Annotated in this window: 10 protein-coding genes; 3 read left to right on the top strand and 7 right to left on the bottom strand. The window is 50.0% G+C overall.

Annotation, left to right across the window (positions count from 1 at the left end; translation table 11 throughout):
• Positions 1 to 114: 114 nt before the first annotated feature.
• The 7 genes from CFX1CAM_RS03215 to CFX1CAM_RS03180 all read right to left on the bottom strand — a co-directional run bounded on the left by CFX1CAM_RS03215 (position 115) and on the right by CFX1CAM_RS03180 (position 8,562).
• Complete coding sequence (locus tag CFX1CAM_RS03215; protein WP_087861629.1) at positions 115 to 897, bottom strand: MTAP family purine nucleoside phosphorylase; 783 nt, start codon at positions 895 to 897, stop codon at positions 115 to 117.
• A gap of 23 nt (positions 898 to 920) precedes the next feature.
• Positions 921 to 1,958: a s-methyl-5-thioribose-1-phosphate isomerase gene (locus tag CFX1CAM_RS03210; RefSeq protein WP_087861628.1), complete on the bottom strand. Its 1,038-nt coding sequence runs from the start codon at positions 1,956 to 1,958 to the stop codon at positions 921 to 923.
• Between the two features lie 16 nt (positions 1,959 to 1,974).
• A complete protein-coding gene (locus CFX1CAM_RS03205; RefSeq protein ID WP_087861627.1) occupies positions 1,975 to 2,754 on the bottom strand; it encodes an energy-coupling factor transporter transmembrane component T family protein in 780 nt (259 codons plus the stop codon).
• Positions 2,754 to 4,454: an ABC transporter ATP-binding protein gene (locus tag CFX1CAM_RS03200; RefSeq protein WP_087861626.1), complete on the bottom strand. Its 1,701-nt coding sequence runs from the start codon at positions 4,452 to 4,454 to the stop codon at positions 2,754 to 2,756. Before CFX1CAM_RS03200 ends, CFX1CAM_RS03205 begins: the two co-directional genes overlap by 1 nt.
• Positions 4,455 to 5,040: 586 nt before the next feature.
• Positions 5,041 to 6,606: a DUF5050 domain-containing protein gene (locus CFX1CAM_RS03190; protein WP_087861624.1), complete on the bottom strand. Its 1,566-nt coding sequence runs from the start codon at positions 6,604 to 6,606 to the stop codon at positions 5,041 to 5,043.
• Between the two features lie 444 nt (positions 6,607 to 7,050).
• Positions 7,051 to 7,710: an L-fuculose-phosphate aldolase gene (locus CFX1CAM_RS03185; RefSeq protein WP_087861623.1), complete on the bottom strand. Its 660-nt coding sequence runs from the start codon at positions 7,708 to 7,710 to the stop codon at positions 7,051 to 7,053.
• Between the two features lie 96 nt (positions 7,711 to 7,806).
• On the bottom strand, positions 7,807 to 8,562 hold the full coding sequence (locus tag CFX1CAM_RS03180; RefSeq protein ID WP_087861622.1) for a hypothetical protein: 756 nt from the start codon (positions 8,560 to 8,562) through the stop codon (positions 7,807 to 7,809).
• A gap of 234 nt (positions 8,563 to 8,796) precedes the next feature.
• On the opposite strand from CFX1CAM_RS03180, the gene CFX1CAM_RS03175 reads away from it, so the two are divergent.
• The 3 genes from CFX1CAM_RS03175 (at position 8,797) to mfd (ending at position 15,093) form a co-directional block, all read left to right on the top strand.
• Positions 8,797 to 10,713, top strand: a complete 1,917-nt coding sequence (locus CFX1CAM_RS03175; RefSeq protein WP_087861621.1) for a formate--tetrahydrofolate ligase — start codon at positions 8,797 to 8,799, stop codon at positions 10,711 to 10,713.
• A gap of 343 nt (positions 10,714 to 11,056) precedes the next feature.
• Positions 11,057 to 11,671, top strand: coding sequence for an aminoacyl-tRNA hydrolase (pth, locus tag CFX1CAM_RS03170; RefSeq protein ID WP_087861620.1), 615 nt, complete (start codon positions 11,057 to 11,059; stop codon positions 11,669 to 11,671).
• Positions 11,671 to 15,093: a transcription-repair coupling factor gene (mfd, locus tag CFX1CAM_RS03165; RefSeq protein WP_087861619.1), complete on the top strand. Its 3,423-nt coding sequence runs from the start codon at positions 11,671 to 11,673 to the stop codon at positions 15,091 to 15,093. The genes pth and mfd overlap by 1 nt, the downstream gene beginning before the upstream one ends.
• Positions 15,094 to 15,159 lie beyond the last annotated feature (66 nt).

The following is a 15,159-nucleotide window of genomic DNA, read 5'->3' as shown; positions in this document are numbered from 1 at the left end:
TTTAACTCCTTAATAACTAAAAGACAATTCGATTTGATGAGACTTGTTGATCGGAAAATGGGTTCTCTTTTTTTTGTTGGGTGTCACCTCCTTTACAAAAACTGGAAGAATAATTTATGATATTCTAACCGGTTCGTGCATCATCATCACAGCCTGTTCGCAACCACAGGTTTCATCAAGCTGTGCTTTTAAAGTATTAACCAACAGCATCGTTAAACGTTGCTTAATATCTGCCATTTGGTCGCCTACAAAGCTCATTTCCTGTTCTAAGCCAGCCGCCCAATTGATCGAATAGGCAACCGCAGCATAGTGCATTCCCAGTTCTCTGGCCAACACGACCTCGGGGATGCCTGTCATTCCTACCACATCGCCGCCTAATTGGGCATACATGCGAATCTCAGCCGGTGTTTCAAAGCGCGGACCGTTCGTGGCAACATACACAGCTTCTGGATGGATTTTCAAATCAAACTCCGGTGCCAGATCCAGTATCTTTTTGCGCAAAACCGGACAATAGGTCACATCCATATTGGTGTGAGCCAGACCTGAGTTCCCTCCATCAAAAAAGGTAAACTCCCGACCACTGGTAAAGTCGAGGAAGTCGGTCAGCAATCCCAAGCCCATCGGGGGAATGACGCGGGTAATTGAGCCTACCGCGTTGGTTGCCAGCACGTGCTTAACTCCCAGGATTTGCAACGCCTTGATATTTGCCCGGTAATTAATCTTATGCGGTGGAGTTGTATGGTCCAACCCGTGCCGGGCTAAAAAAGCCAGTTCAAAACCCTCATATGTACCGATGTTGACCAGCGCCGGGCCATAGGGCGTTTCGATCGTCTTTTCCACACCATTGAACCCCTTAATCAAGTAAATGCCGGTTCCGAAAATGATCGCTGCGTCCATACTTGTTTTCTCCGATTCTATCCTTATCCAAAATAACGCGCCAGATCATACGGGCTGAGGATGCCATGCTGGGTGATCACACCTGCCACATACTCCGGTGGAGTGATGTCAAAAGCCGGGTAATAGGCATCGATTTCAGGCAAGGTGGTGGCCACACCCCGGCAGGTTCTGATTTCTTCAGGATCCCGGGCTTCGATTTCAATTGATGCCCGGTTGGGTTTTTGTTTATCAGCCGCCTGGGTGAAAACAAAATACGGCACACCATAATGATGGGCTGCCAATGCATTCTGGAATGTGCCAATTTTGTTAACCACGTGACCATCCAGGGTTACCAGGTCAGCCGCGGTGAAGTATTTCTTAATTTTACCCTCTGAAATGACATGGGCAGGCATATTATCCGTAATAATTTTAACCGGTACACCAATTTCATGGATACTGGGAGCCGTCAGGCGAGCACCCTGCAGATAAGGCCGGGTTTCGGGCGTGAAGACCTGCATGTTTTTGCCCTGTTGTTTGGCAATCGCCAGAGTCATCAACAAAGAGGTTTCTGCAAAGCACATCGTCAGAATGCCATCTCCATCATCAATCAAACTGGCGCCAAACTGACCGCATTTAAGGTGTTTCTCATAGCTGAGATCACGAATATGCTCAATCCATTCCAACAGCTTTGCTTCGACCGATTGACCTTCATCCAGGGCGTCGTACATGATCCCGATGGCGCGTTCCAGAAGGCGCGCCAGGCTGGTATTGGTCGGCCTGGTTCTGACCAATCGCTGGCGAGCCGTTTGAAAAGCCTCCCGCTGTTTGACGCTGTCCTGATCCGCCACCTGTCCTGCCAGCATAGCCATGGCGTATAAACCAACATATTGTGGACCGCCGCCCTGGGTCACCATATCTTCAATTGCCCTTGCGGCGTCTTCGACATCATGGCAACGATGAAAAGCCTTCTCGAAGGGATATTTTCGCCGATCGCACATCACCACTGCCCCATCCTCATAACGGGCGACGTTTTCTCGCCGTAATAAGAATGGCAATAGGGCATTGATTTCACTTAACTGCATAAATCCTCCAAACTCATCATCGAATTAATCCTTCGATTTTCCCATAACCCATAACCGCAAAGTAAATCGAAACCAGCATGAACAAGATGGAAAATGCCAGCACAATATAATCGGTTTTATTCATATGAAAATCCAGGTAAAAGGTACGTTTCTCTGAAGCACCAAAGCCTTTGGACTCTAAAGCCATGCCGAAGATATTGGTATTGCGGATGCTTGAGATAAACACAGGCACCAGCAAAGGTAAAAATTTCTTTACCCTTTCAAAAAGATTGCCCGATTCCAGGTCAAGGCCGCGGCTGCGTTGAGCCTGGCTGATGGTGAGGGTGCTGGTCACAATCGTCGGTACCAGTCGCAAGGCTGTGGAAATCGCAAAGCCAACCCGGTAAGGCATCCCCAACCGGATCATGCCGTTGACCAGTTCCTCATTACGCGTGGAGGTAATCAATACCATGCCGGTAGAGATCATCAGGATCATGAGCATAGTCCGTGCCACAGCATAGGTAAGAGATTCAACCGAAAAAAACCAGAATAGCTTGGTCTCGCCAGATGAAAATAAATTCCATAAGATCAAACTGGAAATCGTCAAAACGATTAAAATATATCGAATTCGGCGCATATTAACCAGAGCACCTGAGACCACCAACTGAATGATGATTAAAACAGTAATCGGCAACATCCACAAGGGGTCCTGAAATAGCAAGATCGCCACAAAGGTCAGAAGAAATATGATAATCTTGACCCGAGGGTCCAGACGATGAATAAATGAATTATTGTCAATATAAATTTCAGCATCCATCAGCTATGCGCTCCTTCTAAACAGGCTTTCATTTCGGCGGGTGTTAAAAATGTGTAACCCAGACGACGGGTAAATTCAACAAAATGGGGTGGACGCAAAAAAGCGTCTCGTAGAACTTCGCTGTGGGAGAACACCTCCCGGGTGCTACCTTCCAGAATAACATCACCGTCTTTCATCACAAAGGCGCGTTTGGCATATTCAGCCACGACCCACATATGATGGGTGATGAAAATGATCGTGCTGCCGTTTTCATTCAAGCGCCTGACCATGTTCATCATGCTGCTCTGTTCACTGTAGTCCAACCCGGTGGTGGGCTCGTCCAGGATTAAGACATCCGGGTTCGAAGCCAGCACCGAAGCCACCGCAACCCGTTGACGACCGCTCTTGGTCAGGGTGAAGGGATCCTCCTCTTCCAAACCTTCAAGGCCCACTGCAGATAAAGCCTCCAACACGCGCTGTTTGATCTCCTCCTCAGGCAATTTCCTGAGGCGCGGGCTGAAGGCGACTTCATCGAAGACCTTTTCTGAGAAAATTTGATGATCCGGGTTTTGAAACACATAACCAACCGTTTTTCCGAGAGAAAAAATTCCCTGTTCGCGGGTGGGCTTCCCATTAACCAGGATTTCTCCTTCAGTGGGCAGGAGCAGTCCGTTGAAGTGCTTGGCCAAGGTCGTTTTACCGCTGCCATTTTGCCCAATAATCGCCACCATATCGCCACGATGAATCTCAATGTTAACTTTTTTCAGCGCTTCAACCTCACCTTTATAGGTGTGCGAAAGATTTGTGCATTGGATCAATGGCTCGTTGAATTTTTCCAGTTCAGCCTTTTCTCTGGCCACCATTTCCTGGTATGCAAGATCATTAATCTGTAATTTCAAGGATTTAAAGGTCTCCACACCTTCATCAGGGGTAAGCGGCAACTCGGATACACCCACTGCCTTAAAGAATTTGGGGATGCCCAACGGCATCACGCCCAGGGATTCCATCAACGCCACATCGGTTAATATTTCCCGCGTCGGACCCACCTTAATCAATTTTCCATCTCTGATGAGTGCAATCCTGTCTGCAAAAAGAGCTTCTTCGGTTTCATGTTCAATAATCAACAGAGTCAGGTCATCGCGCTTGCACAAACGGTGGGTGATTTCGAACACGCCCATCTTGCTGATCGGGTCCAGGTCGGTGGTGGGTTCGTCCATCACCAGAACCTGGGGCTTTAACGCCAGCACCGAAGCGATGGCTAACTTCTGCTTCTGCCCGCCGGAAAGCGTGGACGGCGGTCGATTGCGAAATCTTTCCAGCCCGACGTAAGCCAGGTTCTCGTCAATGCGTTCTTTGATTTCTTCCCGTGGCACAGCAAAGTTTTCCGGTCCAAAGGCGACTTCAAGCTCCACGTTGGTGGAAAAGAGCTGCGCCTCAAAATCCTGAAAAACCATGCCCACCAGTTCAGCCATTTGTGCCACCGAATGATCACGCGTATTGCGACCTTTGACAGTCACATCACCCTCTAACTTGCCCATGTGAAAATGAGGGATCAAGCCGTTGATTGTGGCGGCCAGCGTGCTCTTGCCGGCTTCACTGGGGCCCATCAACATCAGGAACTCACCCGGCTCAAGCGACAGGTTGATTTCCTCCAGGGCATTCACTTTCTGCCCACGATAGCGATACTTTACATCTCGTATTGAAACAATGGGTTCACTCACTTAGCCTCCAAATTATTATTCCACTCAATAATAAAAAAAGGCTGCCCAGGCAAAGAGGAACCCGGAACAGCCTTTAATTGATCCACGATTGCAAAAGGTATCGGCTTTTGCAGCGCGCTGATTTTAAACCAGCAAGGGATTATTAATCCGAAAATTTCGATGATAACTCGATTCATTTAATAACATCAATAAGACAATAAATTTGCAATCTATTATAACGCAATTTAAAAAAAGTTTATGAGAAATTTAACATTGATGGTTGAGCAAACGGAAATCAACCTTGCTTTATTCTGGAGAGAAAAGATACACTTGAAAATAAATATGGATATTTTAAAACAAGTGATTATTGAGAAAAAATACTTGACACCGCCACTGCTTACCATGATCCATAATTAACAACTCAGGAAGCTTAAGCAAATCATATTTCTCAAATAATTTTCCCATCCTCTAATAAATAACGACGCCCAAGCTTAACCAAATGTCTGCTGTAAAAACAATAAACCGTGAGAATTGGAAGAAATGAAAATTGATTTCAATTCACGAAGCAATCCTATCAAGCCTGCAAACGAAGAGCTTCGCGGTTTTTTCAATATATAAACGAAGCGCTAACATTTTTTACTAAAATGCCTGTATTTTTGCCATTAAAAAACATCCAATTTACCAGCACATGGTTATCTTTGGTAACCTCAACAAACTTTTCAAATGTAAAATAGCTTGGGTTTAACAATTTATTGAATAATCCACTTGTAAGCGAAGTCATAATAACCTCGCTGGAAATTTTGATTGATTCATTGCCAAGTGTGTTACTCATTAAGTTGCCAACTCCCCAAGAATAGCCAAGACGATTTACATCTTCAAAATAATAAATCGTATTACCATCAACGCTGACATAGAGTTCAGAAAAGCAGTTTTTAGGATCAACTGTGAAGTAACATTGGTGAGATACATTCGAGGAAATTTTTTCCGGCTCTTTTCCATTCAGGTCTTTTCGATAAAGTGTGCCTGTTCCTAAAGAATCAAGGTTTTTTGTATAATAAATTATTTTTCCATCAGAAGAAACAACAAAATCTGCTACATCATATGCAATTCTTTTCTCATTTTCAATCGTATTAATTTTCAATCTTGCAAAAAACAAATCGCCTTCAGAATTTGAATAGAACAAATTCCCATTAACAATTTCCATGTCAACGACGTCGGATATTAATTTCTCTCGATCGCCATCCGTGTCAACATGATACAGGCTTGTTCTCCTATTGTCTTGAGCGAGGAGATATAATCCTTCGAATTTGTTTGATTGATCACGATAAACCGGTCCAGTATTTGTAAAAATATCCCCGTGCCCAAACAAGCCACCAAGTTTCGCAGAAATGATTTTTCCATCCCTTTCTTTAAAATAAAGGATATCACTGCCATAATTGATTAAGACGACTAAATTATCATTTTTTGAAAATTGAATATATGTAGGTGAAAACGGATTCTTATCAAATAAAGCATGGCTCTCATCTCCATCATAAAGAAATATTTTATATTCCCCTATGTCTGTATCTTTTGCAGACCATACACATATTTTTCCGTCATCTGAAATTCCAAGGAATTGGACGTTTCCGAAAGTTGATGCAATTCTATTTCCAGAAATCGCATTGTACGGCATAGTAAACAAACTGCCATCCTCAGTGACATACAAAACAGATAAACTATTTTTTGCAACAAGAAAGTCGAAAAAGTTTGCATGATCAGGGGAAAAATTTGCTTCAATCTCAACATGCAATCTGTCCGCGAACGTGTATCGAAAAGTTTTATGGGAGGAGTTTATGTAGAACAGCCCCTCATTTTGCAAATCACTGTACCATAAAACATCATCAGCGATTGTGATTTCTTCTTTCAGCTTTAGGTCAGTTTGATACAACCTGTCATCATTTTCAAGGACAATTATTTTTTCCCTGTCAGGGGTTACTGAAGCTCTTCGAATATCACCTTTGATCTCAATCACTTTGCCGTTATAAAGAGGGATAAATACGGTTCCATCTTCATCGTTTTTGCCTAGAACAGCTACTTGATCTAAATTTTCTGTTTTTTGAATGCAGCTAGGTAGCATCAAACACAGCAACAATGCAATCAAAACAATTTTTGATTTTAATAGTGTTGTTTTCATTTTTACTTCTTTCTTGGGTAGCGCTCTAATATTATATTTACAAATATATCGCTTAATATCATTTTTGTCAACGAAGCATATCAATTCAAAATATTGGGTAACATTCACTGGTTTAGCTGGTCCGATAAATTTTATAGGTACACCTGCTGCCTCGGGATGTCACCTTTATTGATTTTCTGATCTTAATGATTCCAGCGGTGCTTATTGCTTTTTCTCGGATCGAGCTGACCTTAGTCGTTATTTACCAAAATTAAAAATTTTCCACGGTATCTCTCGAATGTCTTCACTACCCCCCAGTACTGCCCTAAATACCCCTTTTAAGCATTAAAAGAATTGCCAGTCAAAGTTGATCAAGCTCACCTTTAATGCGTCCCTTAATAATGACCCATCTCTTGCATGAATCACCAGGTCCTGATGCGTGAATATTTTCACAGCTTTCATCCATCAATTTTTTGATTTTCCTGGTTGCACGCCATAAGTGGTGAATTTCTCCAACACATCCTGCATCTCCCCCCTGTTGAGCACCACCGGAGACCCGACCGAGCGGGTGATCAGGTACAGTTTTGCCACGTATTCAACCATCTCAGCCGTGGAAAAGGCTTTGCTCAGGCTGACGCCTACCGCTACCAGCCCGTGATTAGCCAAAAGCACCGCGTTGCCATCCCCGATGGTCTCGCAAATGCCCTCAGCCAGTTCCGGTGTGCCAAAGGTCGCGTAGGGCGCCAGTGGGACTTTGAACCCGGCAGAGCCAATTAAATAGTGCACTGCAGGCAGCTCCCAGCGCAAACAGGCTAAGGCGGTCGAATAATCAGAATGGGTATGCACCACTGCCTTAATCTCCATCCGTTGACGCAGCAAAGCCAGGTGAAATCCAAGCTCGGAGGAGGGCAGCAAATCCCCATCCACATGGTTCCCATCCAGGTCAAGCACCACCACATCCTCCGGCCTCATCGTTTCGTAAGCAACCCCCGAGGGTGTGATCGCCACCAGGCTCTTATCTTCGTTCGTCAGGCTGATATTGCCGCCCGTGCCCTTAACCAAACCTGTGCTGAGCATTTTTTGGGCATAGTCCACAACTTTTCGGCGTTCATCTAAAAGAAGCATCCAGATCTCCTTCGGTGTATTAGGATGATGTCTACGGCTGATTATACATGAAACCCGGCAACCCGTGTAGCGGTTAACTGCCAGGTAAAAAGGCGTTTACTTGAATTTTAACGTCGGCGCTTTTTCCCGCTTGAGGACCGTATTAACAAAAATGACGGTCACGATCGCCAGGCCGCACAGGGCAAGAAACCCGATCACCAGGTAAGGAAAAAACACCTCCCAGGGGATAAAAATCCCTTCATAGGGCTCCAGGATGTAATCCGCACGCAAAAACACGGTTGAGCCGTCCCGCAAAACTTCGTCCATTGGAATCGTCCAGGTGCTGACCCCCGCTGCGGATTGCACGCCATTGGAATTGAGGATTTGGGGCGTCTTGAGATCCACCGTAAACTCCAGCGCAGACAAATCCATCAAATGCACCCCCGGAATGACCAGGTTAGATTTCGCCAGGTCAATGGTTTGAGTGAACCGGAAGCCTTCCTCCCGCTCATCAAAGGTAATCTCAACCGGCCCGATACGCCGTTTTTGGGAGAAAAGCGCGACAAAATCCGCCACTTCAAGCTCAACAGACTCCCAATGCAGCCCATCCTGCATGTAATGATCGGCTTGCATTGACGCTAACGCTTCATTTTGAGTTAATGTCGCAAAATAATTTTCTAACGCGTAGCCTTCAGGCAGCGCTTCCTGGAAGTTTTCATAATTCTCTTGTTTAACCCCGATCGCAAACCGCATGGTGCCAGAGCCATCCTCAAAGACGTTAATCTCTTCGCTGATAACGACACAACTGCTTAAAAAAAGCAGGCACAATAGCGCCACAGCGATTAACAAGGTTTGAACTCGTTTCTTGCCCATCTTTTCAGTCAGCTTTCCAGGTCGGGTGATTTTAAATTATAATGTATCCTGGATTATCCGCAATTCTGAATAGAGAATGCCATCTCAACTTACATTAAACTTGACAAAAAACGAAATAATTTCAATTACCTTGATTTATTTAAGCATTCTCGGCATAATTGGACTTAAATAAAAATAATTCTGGCAACTGGCATCAAAAGGATGTTTACTTCTTTGTGAAAGGAAATTTGCGGCATGAATCAAAAACCGAATACCCCCTTTACCCCCACCAAACTCAATCGACGCCATCCTGTCCCCTCGGACCTCGAAATCGCCCAGGAGGCTGAACTTAAACCCATTACACAGGTCGCTGAAGAACTGGGCCTCCTGCCGGATGAATACGATCCCTATGGAAAATACATGGCTAAAGTGCACCTCTCCGTCCTGGAGCGCCTGGCCGATGTGCCCGATGGAAAATACGTCGATGTTACCGCCATAACGCCCACGCCCCTGGGCGAAGGCAAGTCGACCACCATGGTCGGTTTGAGCCAGGCGTTGGGCGCGCACCTGGGCAAGCGGGTGCTGACCGCCATCCGCCAACCCAGCCAGGGACCGACCTTTGGCATCAAAGGCGGCGCTGCCGGCGGCGGATACAGCCAGGTCGTCCCGATGGAGAACTTCAACCTGCACCTCACCGGCGACATCCACGCCATCACTGCTGCCAATAACCTGATCGCAGCCGCCATTGAAACCCGCATGTTCCACGAATCCTACCAGAGCGACGAAGCCCTTTTCAATCGCTTATGCCCTCCCAACAAGAAAGGCAAGCGCAGTTTTGCCGTTAACATGCTGCACCGATTGAAGAACCTGGGCATCAACAAAACCGACCCGGATGAGCTGACCGAAGAGGAACGGCGCAAGTTTGCCCGTCTAAACATCGACCGCGAAACCCTTACCTGGCGACGCGCCATCGACACCAACGATCGGCTCCTGCGCGGGATCACCATCGGTCAGGGCCCGGATGAAAAAGAATTTAACCTTAAGACGAATTTTATTATCACCGTTGCCAGTGAATTAATGGCTGTTCTGGCACTTGCGACCAGCTTACAGGATATGCGTGAGCGCATCGGTCGGATTGTGCTGGCACTGGATATGGATGGCAACCCGGTTACCGTTGATGACGTCGGCGTGGGCGGAGCGGCTACCGTCATGATGAAGGATGCCCTGATGCCCAACCTGATGCAAACCCTGGAAGGCACCCCGGCTTTTGTTCACGCCGGTCCCTTTGCCAATATCGCCCACGGCAACAGCTCGATCATGGCGGATATGATCGGTTTGAAACTGGCTGATTACGTGATCACTGAATCGGGCTTTGGCGCCGATATGGGCATGGAAAAGTTCTTTGACATCAAATGCCGCTATTCGGGCAATATCCCCGATGTGGTGGTTCTGGTCGCCACCGTCCGGGCGCTCAAAATGCACGGCGGCGGTCCCAAAGTGGTGGCAGGTGCGCCCCTGGCACCGGAATATGTCGAAGAAAACCTGGAATTATTACAGGCTGGACTGGAAAACCTGATGGCGCATGTTGACATCGCCAGCCATTATGGCATCAACATTGTCGTCGCCATCAACCGCTTCCACACCGATACCGATGCCGAGTTAGACCTGATCAAAAAGGCCTGCTACGAAAGCGGCAAGGTTTTCGACGCGGTGGTGACCAACCACTGGGAAGAGGGCGGCGCAGGCGCCATCGAGCTGGGCAAAGCCGTGATCAAAGCCGCTGAGCAGGAAACCAACTTCAAATTCCTTTACCCGCTGGACATTCCCATCAAAGAGAAAATTGAGATCATCGCCACCAAGGTCTACGGTGCCGACGGCGTCGATTACTCACCCGAGGCGGAAAAGCAAATTGAAGAATACACCCGCCTGGGCTTTGACAAAATCCCGATCTGCATGGCCAAAACCCACCTCAGCCTGAGCCACGACCCGGCGGCAAAAGGTCGCCCCAAGAATTACCGCATCCCCATTCGCTCGGTGAATGCTTCTGTGGGCGCCGGATTCCTCTATCCGCTGTTGGGCACGATGAGCACCATGCCCGGCCTGCCCACCCGACCCGCGTATTACGATATCGATATCGATTTTGAGACCGGCCGCATCATTGGTTTGATGTAATTCAACCTTCGGACGAAACCAAACTCCCCGGCGATCGACACCGGGGAGTTTTTTCATTCCTCCTCACATTAATCCAACACCGGATGCCTGCTGAATAAAAAACAATTCACCATCACCGTCCCAGAAGCGCAGCGGAAGGGGCTGAGCGCAGGCGCTCGATACCCTTGCAGGGCACAGGGAGTGCTGCGCGAAGTGGGATCACAATTCGTCTCCTCGCGTGCTAAAATTAAAGGTCAATTCATTGCCGCATGGATTGCCCCTGTTTCCGGAGGGCAGACCTTTTTGCGCGTAAATGCAAGGAAAATGAGCGATTTTAACAGTTAACCGGTTCAGAAACACGAGAATGAGCGAAAACAATCCATTTTTGATCGTTGGACTGGGCAACCCCGGCCCGGATTACCACCACAACCGTCACAATGTGGGCTTTATGGCAATAGACGCCCTGGCGTGCGCTATTGATATCTCCATTGCGCGTGTGGAACGCAACGCCCTGGTAGGAAAGGGTCTGCTGGATGATCAGCGGGTGATTCTGGCTAAGCCGCAAACATTTATGAACAAATCCGGGCAAGCGGTGGCATCCCTGGCTCGCTTCTACAAGATCCCCGTCGATCAAATCCTGGTGGTGTACGACGATCTTGATCTGCCCTTTGGCAGCCTGCGCCTGCGCCCTGGGGGCGGGACCGGCGGTCATAAGGGGATGGATTCGATTATGAACCGGCTGGGCACGCGCGAATTCCCCCGTCTGCGAGTGGGCATCGGTCGACCGCCCGGGCGCATGGATCCGGCGGATTTCGTATTGCACGATTTTGACCCACCCCAGCAGGAGCTGCTGCCGCAGGTGTTGGATCGCGCCGTGCAGGCGATGCGCACCTTTGTGCTGGAAGGGATTGAGCCGGCGATGACAATGTTCAATGAACGCCCGAACAAAGACGCTGACCCGGGCGAGGATCAGGATTAATGCAATTACTCGACGCAATCGGTGAATTAACGGCTTACCGTGAACTGCTATCCGACCTGCAGGGGGCGCCCGGACGCAGTCAGACCTTGCCGGGGCTGGGATTGCCGCGTGCCGCGCGCCTGCCGTTGCTGGCGCGCCTGCAGCACGACCTGGCGTGCCCGATTTTGTTGATCACCAATCGCGCCGATCGTGCCCTGGCTCTGTATGAAGAGTTAGGGTTCTGGCTGGGTGAAGCGGGCGTGCACTACTTCCCGGAACCCAACCCCTTATTTTATGAAAAATCAGGCTGGGGCGCCGGCACACGTCGGGACCGTTTGCAGGTGTTGACCTTGCTGGCCAGGCTGTTAATCCCCGGAATGCCACAGCCTGGGCACCCGCCGGTGATCGTTGCCCCGGTGCGGGCGATCATGACCCGCACGCTCCCCCGCCGCGATTTCATCAAACACACTCGCGCACTGCGGATCGGTCAGCAGGTCACTCCCGATGGACTGACCCGTGAGTGGGTGGAAACCGGCTACGACTACGCCAATATCGTGGTTGAGGCGGGTCAGTTTTCGCGCCGCGGCGGAATCCTCGATGTGTGGTCTCCCGGCGAGGACGAACCGGCGCGGATTGAGTTTTTTGGCGATGAAATTGACACAATGCGCACCTTCGATCCGGCCACGCAGCGCACGCTGGCAAAACTTGAAGCCCTGACGGTCACGCCGGCGCGGGAAATTTTGCCCAGGGCAGCGGAAAAAGCCGGCTTGCCGTTGAAGGACCTTTCGGAATTTTTATTGCCCCTGGCGCATCCCATGGGAGGTTGTTTGCTGGACTTCCTGCCCGATAACGCGTTGATCGCCCTGGATGGACAGGAATTCATTGCCGCAGCTGTGACTGAAATCGAAGAGGAAAGCCTCTCGCGACGGGACGATGCCATCCGGGCGGGCGAGATCGATGCTGATTTCCCGCTCCCTTTTTTCACCTGGTCTGAAATTGAAGACCGGGTTGGCAAACGCCCGCTGGTCGAGCTGGGGTATACCGGTGCGCTGGATGAGCCCGCTTTGGCAGCGAATTTTTTATCCGGGCCGCGATTTGCCGGCAAACTGCGGGATTTTATGGATCATCTGAAGGCGCTTCAGCGCGAGGGTCAGCCCTGGGTGGTCGTCTCGCGGCAGTCGGCGCGTTTGCGGAATTTGTGGCGCGATGGATTGCTTGCTCAGGACGCCCGGGCAGAACAACAGCTTGAAAGCCAATTCATTGAAGGCAACCTGGCGGGAGGCTGGTCACTCACCACCCGTGATGGAGGAATGCTGCATCTCTTAACGGACAGCGAAATCTTCGGCTGGGCGCGCCCGCAACCCCGGCGGCGTTATCGCCCGACCGCCGAGGCTCCCGAATCCAGCTACGCCGACCTGGAACCTGGCGATTGGGTGGTGCATGTGGATTATGGCATCGGCAAGTTCGCCGGACTGGTCCAGCGTACACACGAGGGAACATTGCAGGAGTATCTGTGCATCGAATTTGCCGACCAGGATCATCTGTTTGTGCCCATCCACCATGCAGATCGCCTGACACGCTATATCGGTGCTGACGGGCACGTTCCCGTGATCTCTCGCCTGGGGGGCAGCACCTGGAGCGCCACCAAGCAGAAGGTGCGCGAAGCCGTGCAGGAAATCGCCGGTGAGCTGTTGGATCTATATGCCCAGCGCCAGGTGGCGGAAGGGTTTTCCTTCAGCCAGGACACTCCCTGGCAGCGCGAACTGGAAGCCAGCTTTCCCTACATTGAAACCGAAGATCAGCTTCAAGCCCTGGCTGAAATCAAAGCAGATATGGAAAACCCCCGCCCGATGGACCGCCTGTTGTGCGGGGATGTGGGTTACGGAAAAACCGAGGTCACCCTGAGGGCTGCTTTCAAAGCTGTGATGGACGGCAAGCAGGTGGCGGTGTTGGTGCCCACGACCGTGCTGGCACAACAACACTACGACACCTTTCGGGAACGACTGGCAACCTTCCCGGTGGAGGTGGAAATGCTCTCGCGCTTTCGCACCCAGCGGGAGCAGAATCGCATCATCAAGGACCTGAGCACCAATAAAGTGGACATTGTCATCGGTACACACCGCTTGCTTTCGGGGGATGTTTCCTTCAAAAATTTGGGCCTGGTGGTGATCGATGAAGAACAGCGCTTTGGCGTGGCGCATAAGGAACACCTCAAAAAACTGCGCACCTCTGTGGATGTACTCACCCTGACGGCGACGCCCATTCCGCGCACCCTTTATATGGCGCTGACCGGAGTACGTGATATTTCCACCATCAACTCGCCGCCTGAAGAACGCCTGCCGATCGTCACCCATATCGGCCCTTATGATTCCAAGCTGGTACGTTATGCAATCGTGCGCGAGCTGGAGCGCGGCGGGCAGGTGTTCTTTGTGCATAACCGCGTTCAGACAATCAACGCGATGAAAGCTCGCCTGGAGAGGCTGGTACCAGAAGCAAGCATCGCGATTGCACACGGGCAGATGGATGAGAACGAATTGGCAGCAACGATGCACAGGTTCACCGATGGCGAGGTGGACGTTCTGCTGTGCACGTCGATCATTGAAGCCGGTTTGGATATCCCCAACGCCAACACGCTGATCGTTGACCGGGCGGACACCTTAGGCTTGGCGCAGCTTTACCAGTTACGCGGACGGGTGGGTCGGGGGGCGCAACGGGCTTATGCGTACTTGTTCCGTCATCGCTTGAGGGCGCCCACACCCGAAGGTCAGGAGCGGTTAGAGGTGTTGGCAGAGAACACCCAGTTAGGATCAGGATACGCCATCGCCATGCGCGACCTCGAAATGCGTGGTGCGGGCGAGCTATTGGGCACGCGTCAATCCGGTTATATCGCTTCGGTTGGATTCCATCTTTACACGCGGCTTTTGGCGCAGGCGGTGAACCAATATCGCCTGGCAACCGGTGCGAAGGGTCCGGGCGACGCAAGCGTGCTGGATGCCTCACTGACCATCCCCACCTCGGTCAACCTGCCGCTATCGATCGGCATCCCCGACACTTACATTCCCGACCAGGCTTTGCGCCTGAAACTGTACCGGCGCCTGGCGGATATCCACGATGAAGCCGCCCTGGCATCGATCGAGATGGAATTTGTTGATCGCTTTGGTCCCCCGCCTGAGCGGGTGAGCAACCTGCTGTTCCAGATTAAGATCAAGGTGCTGGCTGCCAAAGCCGGGCTGGCAGCGGTCAGTTTTGAGGGGCGTCAGATCCTGTTGCGCTACCCGCCGCTTCCCAGCGGGATTGAGAACCGAAATTTACCCGAACTGGGCTACCCGGTGTCCTCGGGAAAGAACGCCTATCGCATTCATTTTCATGATCCGGAAAACGAACCCTGGCAGGAGCTTTTAGTGCAAACGTTGGTGAGAATTGCCCGTGCGGACGGTCGTTAATGGTCTATATTTTGCAAGTTTTACTATAAATTTCAATAACCTGTCAAGATTTTGGTTGATTGCTGT

It is taken from the genome of Brevefilum fermentans, assembly GCF_900184705.1.
GTDB lineage: Bacteria > Chloroflexota > Anaerolineae > Anaerolineales > Anaerolineaceae > Brevifilum > Brevifilum fermentans.
The sequence above is the reverse complement of the archived record's forward strand: the minus strand, read 5'-3'. Positions and strand labels throughout refer to the sequence as shown.

Coding starts and splice junctions, on each gene's coding strand:
- CFX1CAM_RS03215 (WP_087861629.1), bottom strand. CDS start 897: ATGGACGCAGCGATCATTTTCGGAACCGGCATTTACTTGATTAAGGGG.
- CFX1CAM_RS03210 (WP_087861628.1), bottom strand. CDS start 1,958: ATGCAGTTAAGTGAAATCAATGCCCTATTGCCATTCTTATTACGGCGA.
- CFX1CAM_RS03205 (WP_087861627.1), bottom strand. CDS start 2,754: ATGGATGCTGAAATTTATATTGACAATAATTCATTTATTCATCGTCTG.
- CFX1CAM_RS03190 (WP_087861624.1), bottom strand. CDS start 6,606: ATGAAAACAACACTATTAAAATCAAAAATTGTTTTGATTGCATTGTTG.
- CFX1CAM_RS03185 (WP_087861623.1), bottom strand. CDS start 7,710: ATGCTTCTTTTAGATGAACGCCGAAAAGTTGTGGACTATGCCCAAAAA.
- CFX1CAM_RS03180 (WP_087861622.1), bottom strand. CDS start 8,562: ATGGGCAAGAAACGAGTTCAAACCTTGTTAATCGCTGTGGCGCTATTG.
- CFX1CAM_RS03175 (WP_087861621.1), top strand. CDS start 8,797: ATGAATCAAAAACCGAATACCCCCTTTACCCCCACCAAACTCAATCGA.
- pth (WP_087861620.1), top strand. CDS start 11,057: ATGAGCGAAAACAATCCATTTTTGATCGTTGGACTGGGCAACCCCGGC.
- mfd (WP_087861619.1), top strand. CDS start 11,671: ATGCAATTACTCGACGCAATCGGTGAATTAACGGCTTACCGTGAACTG.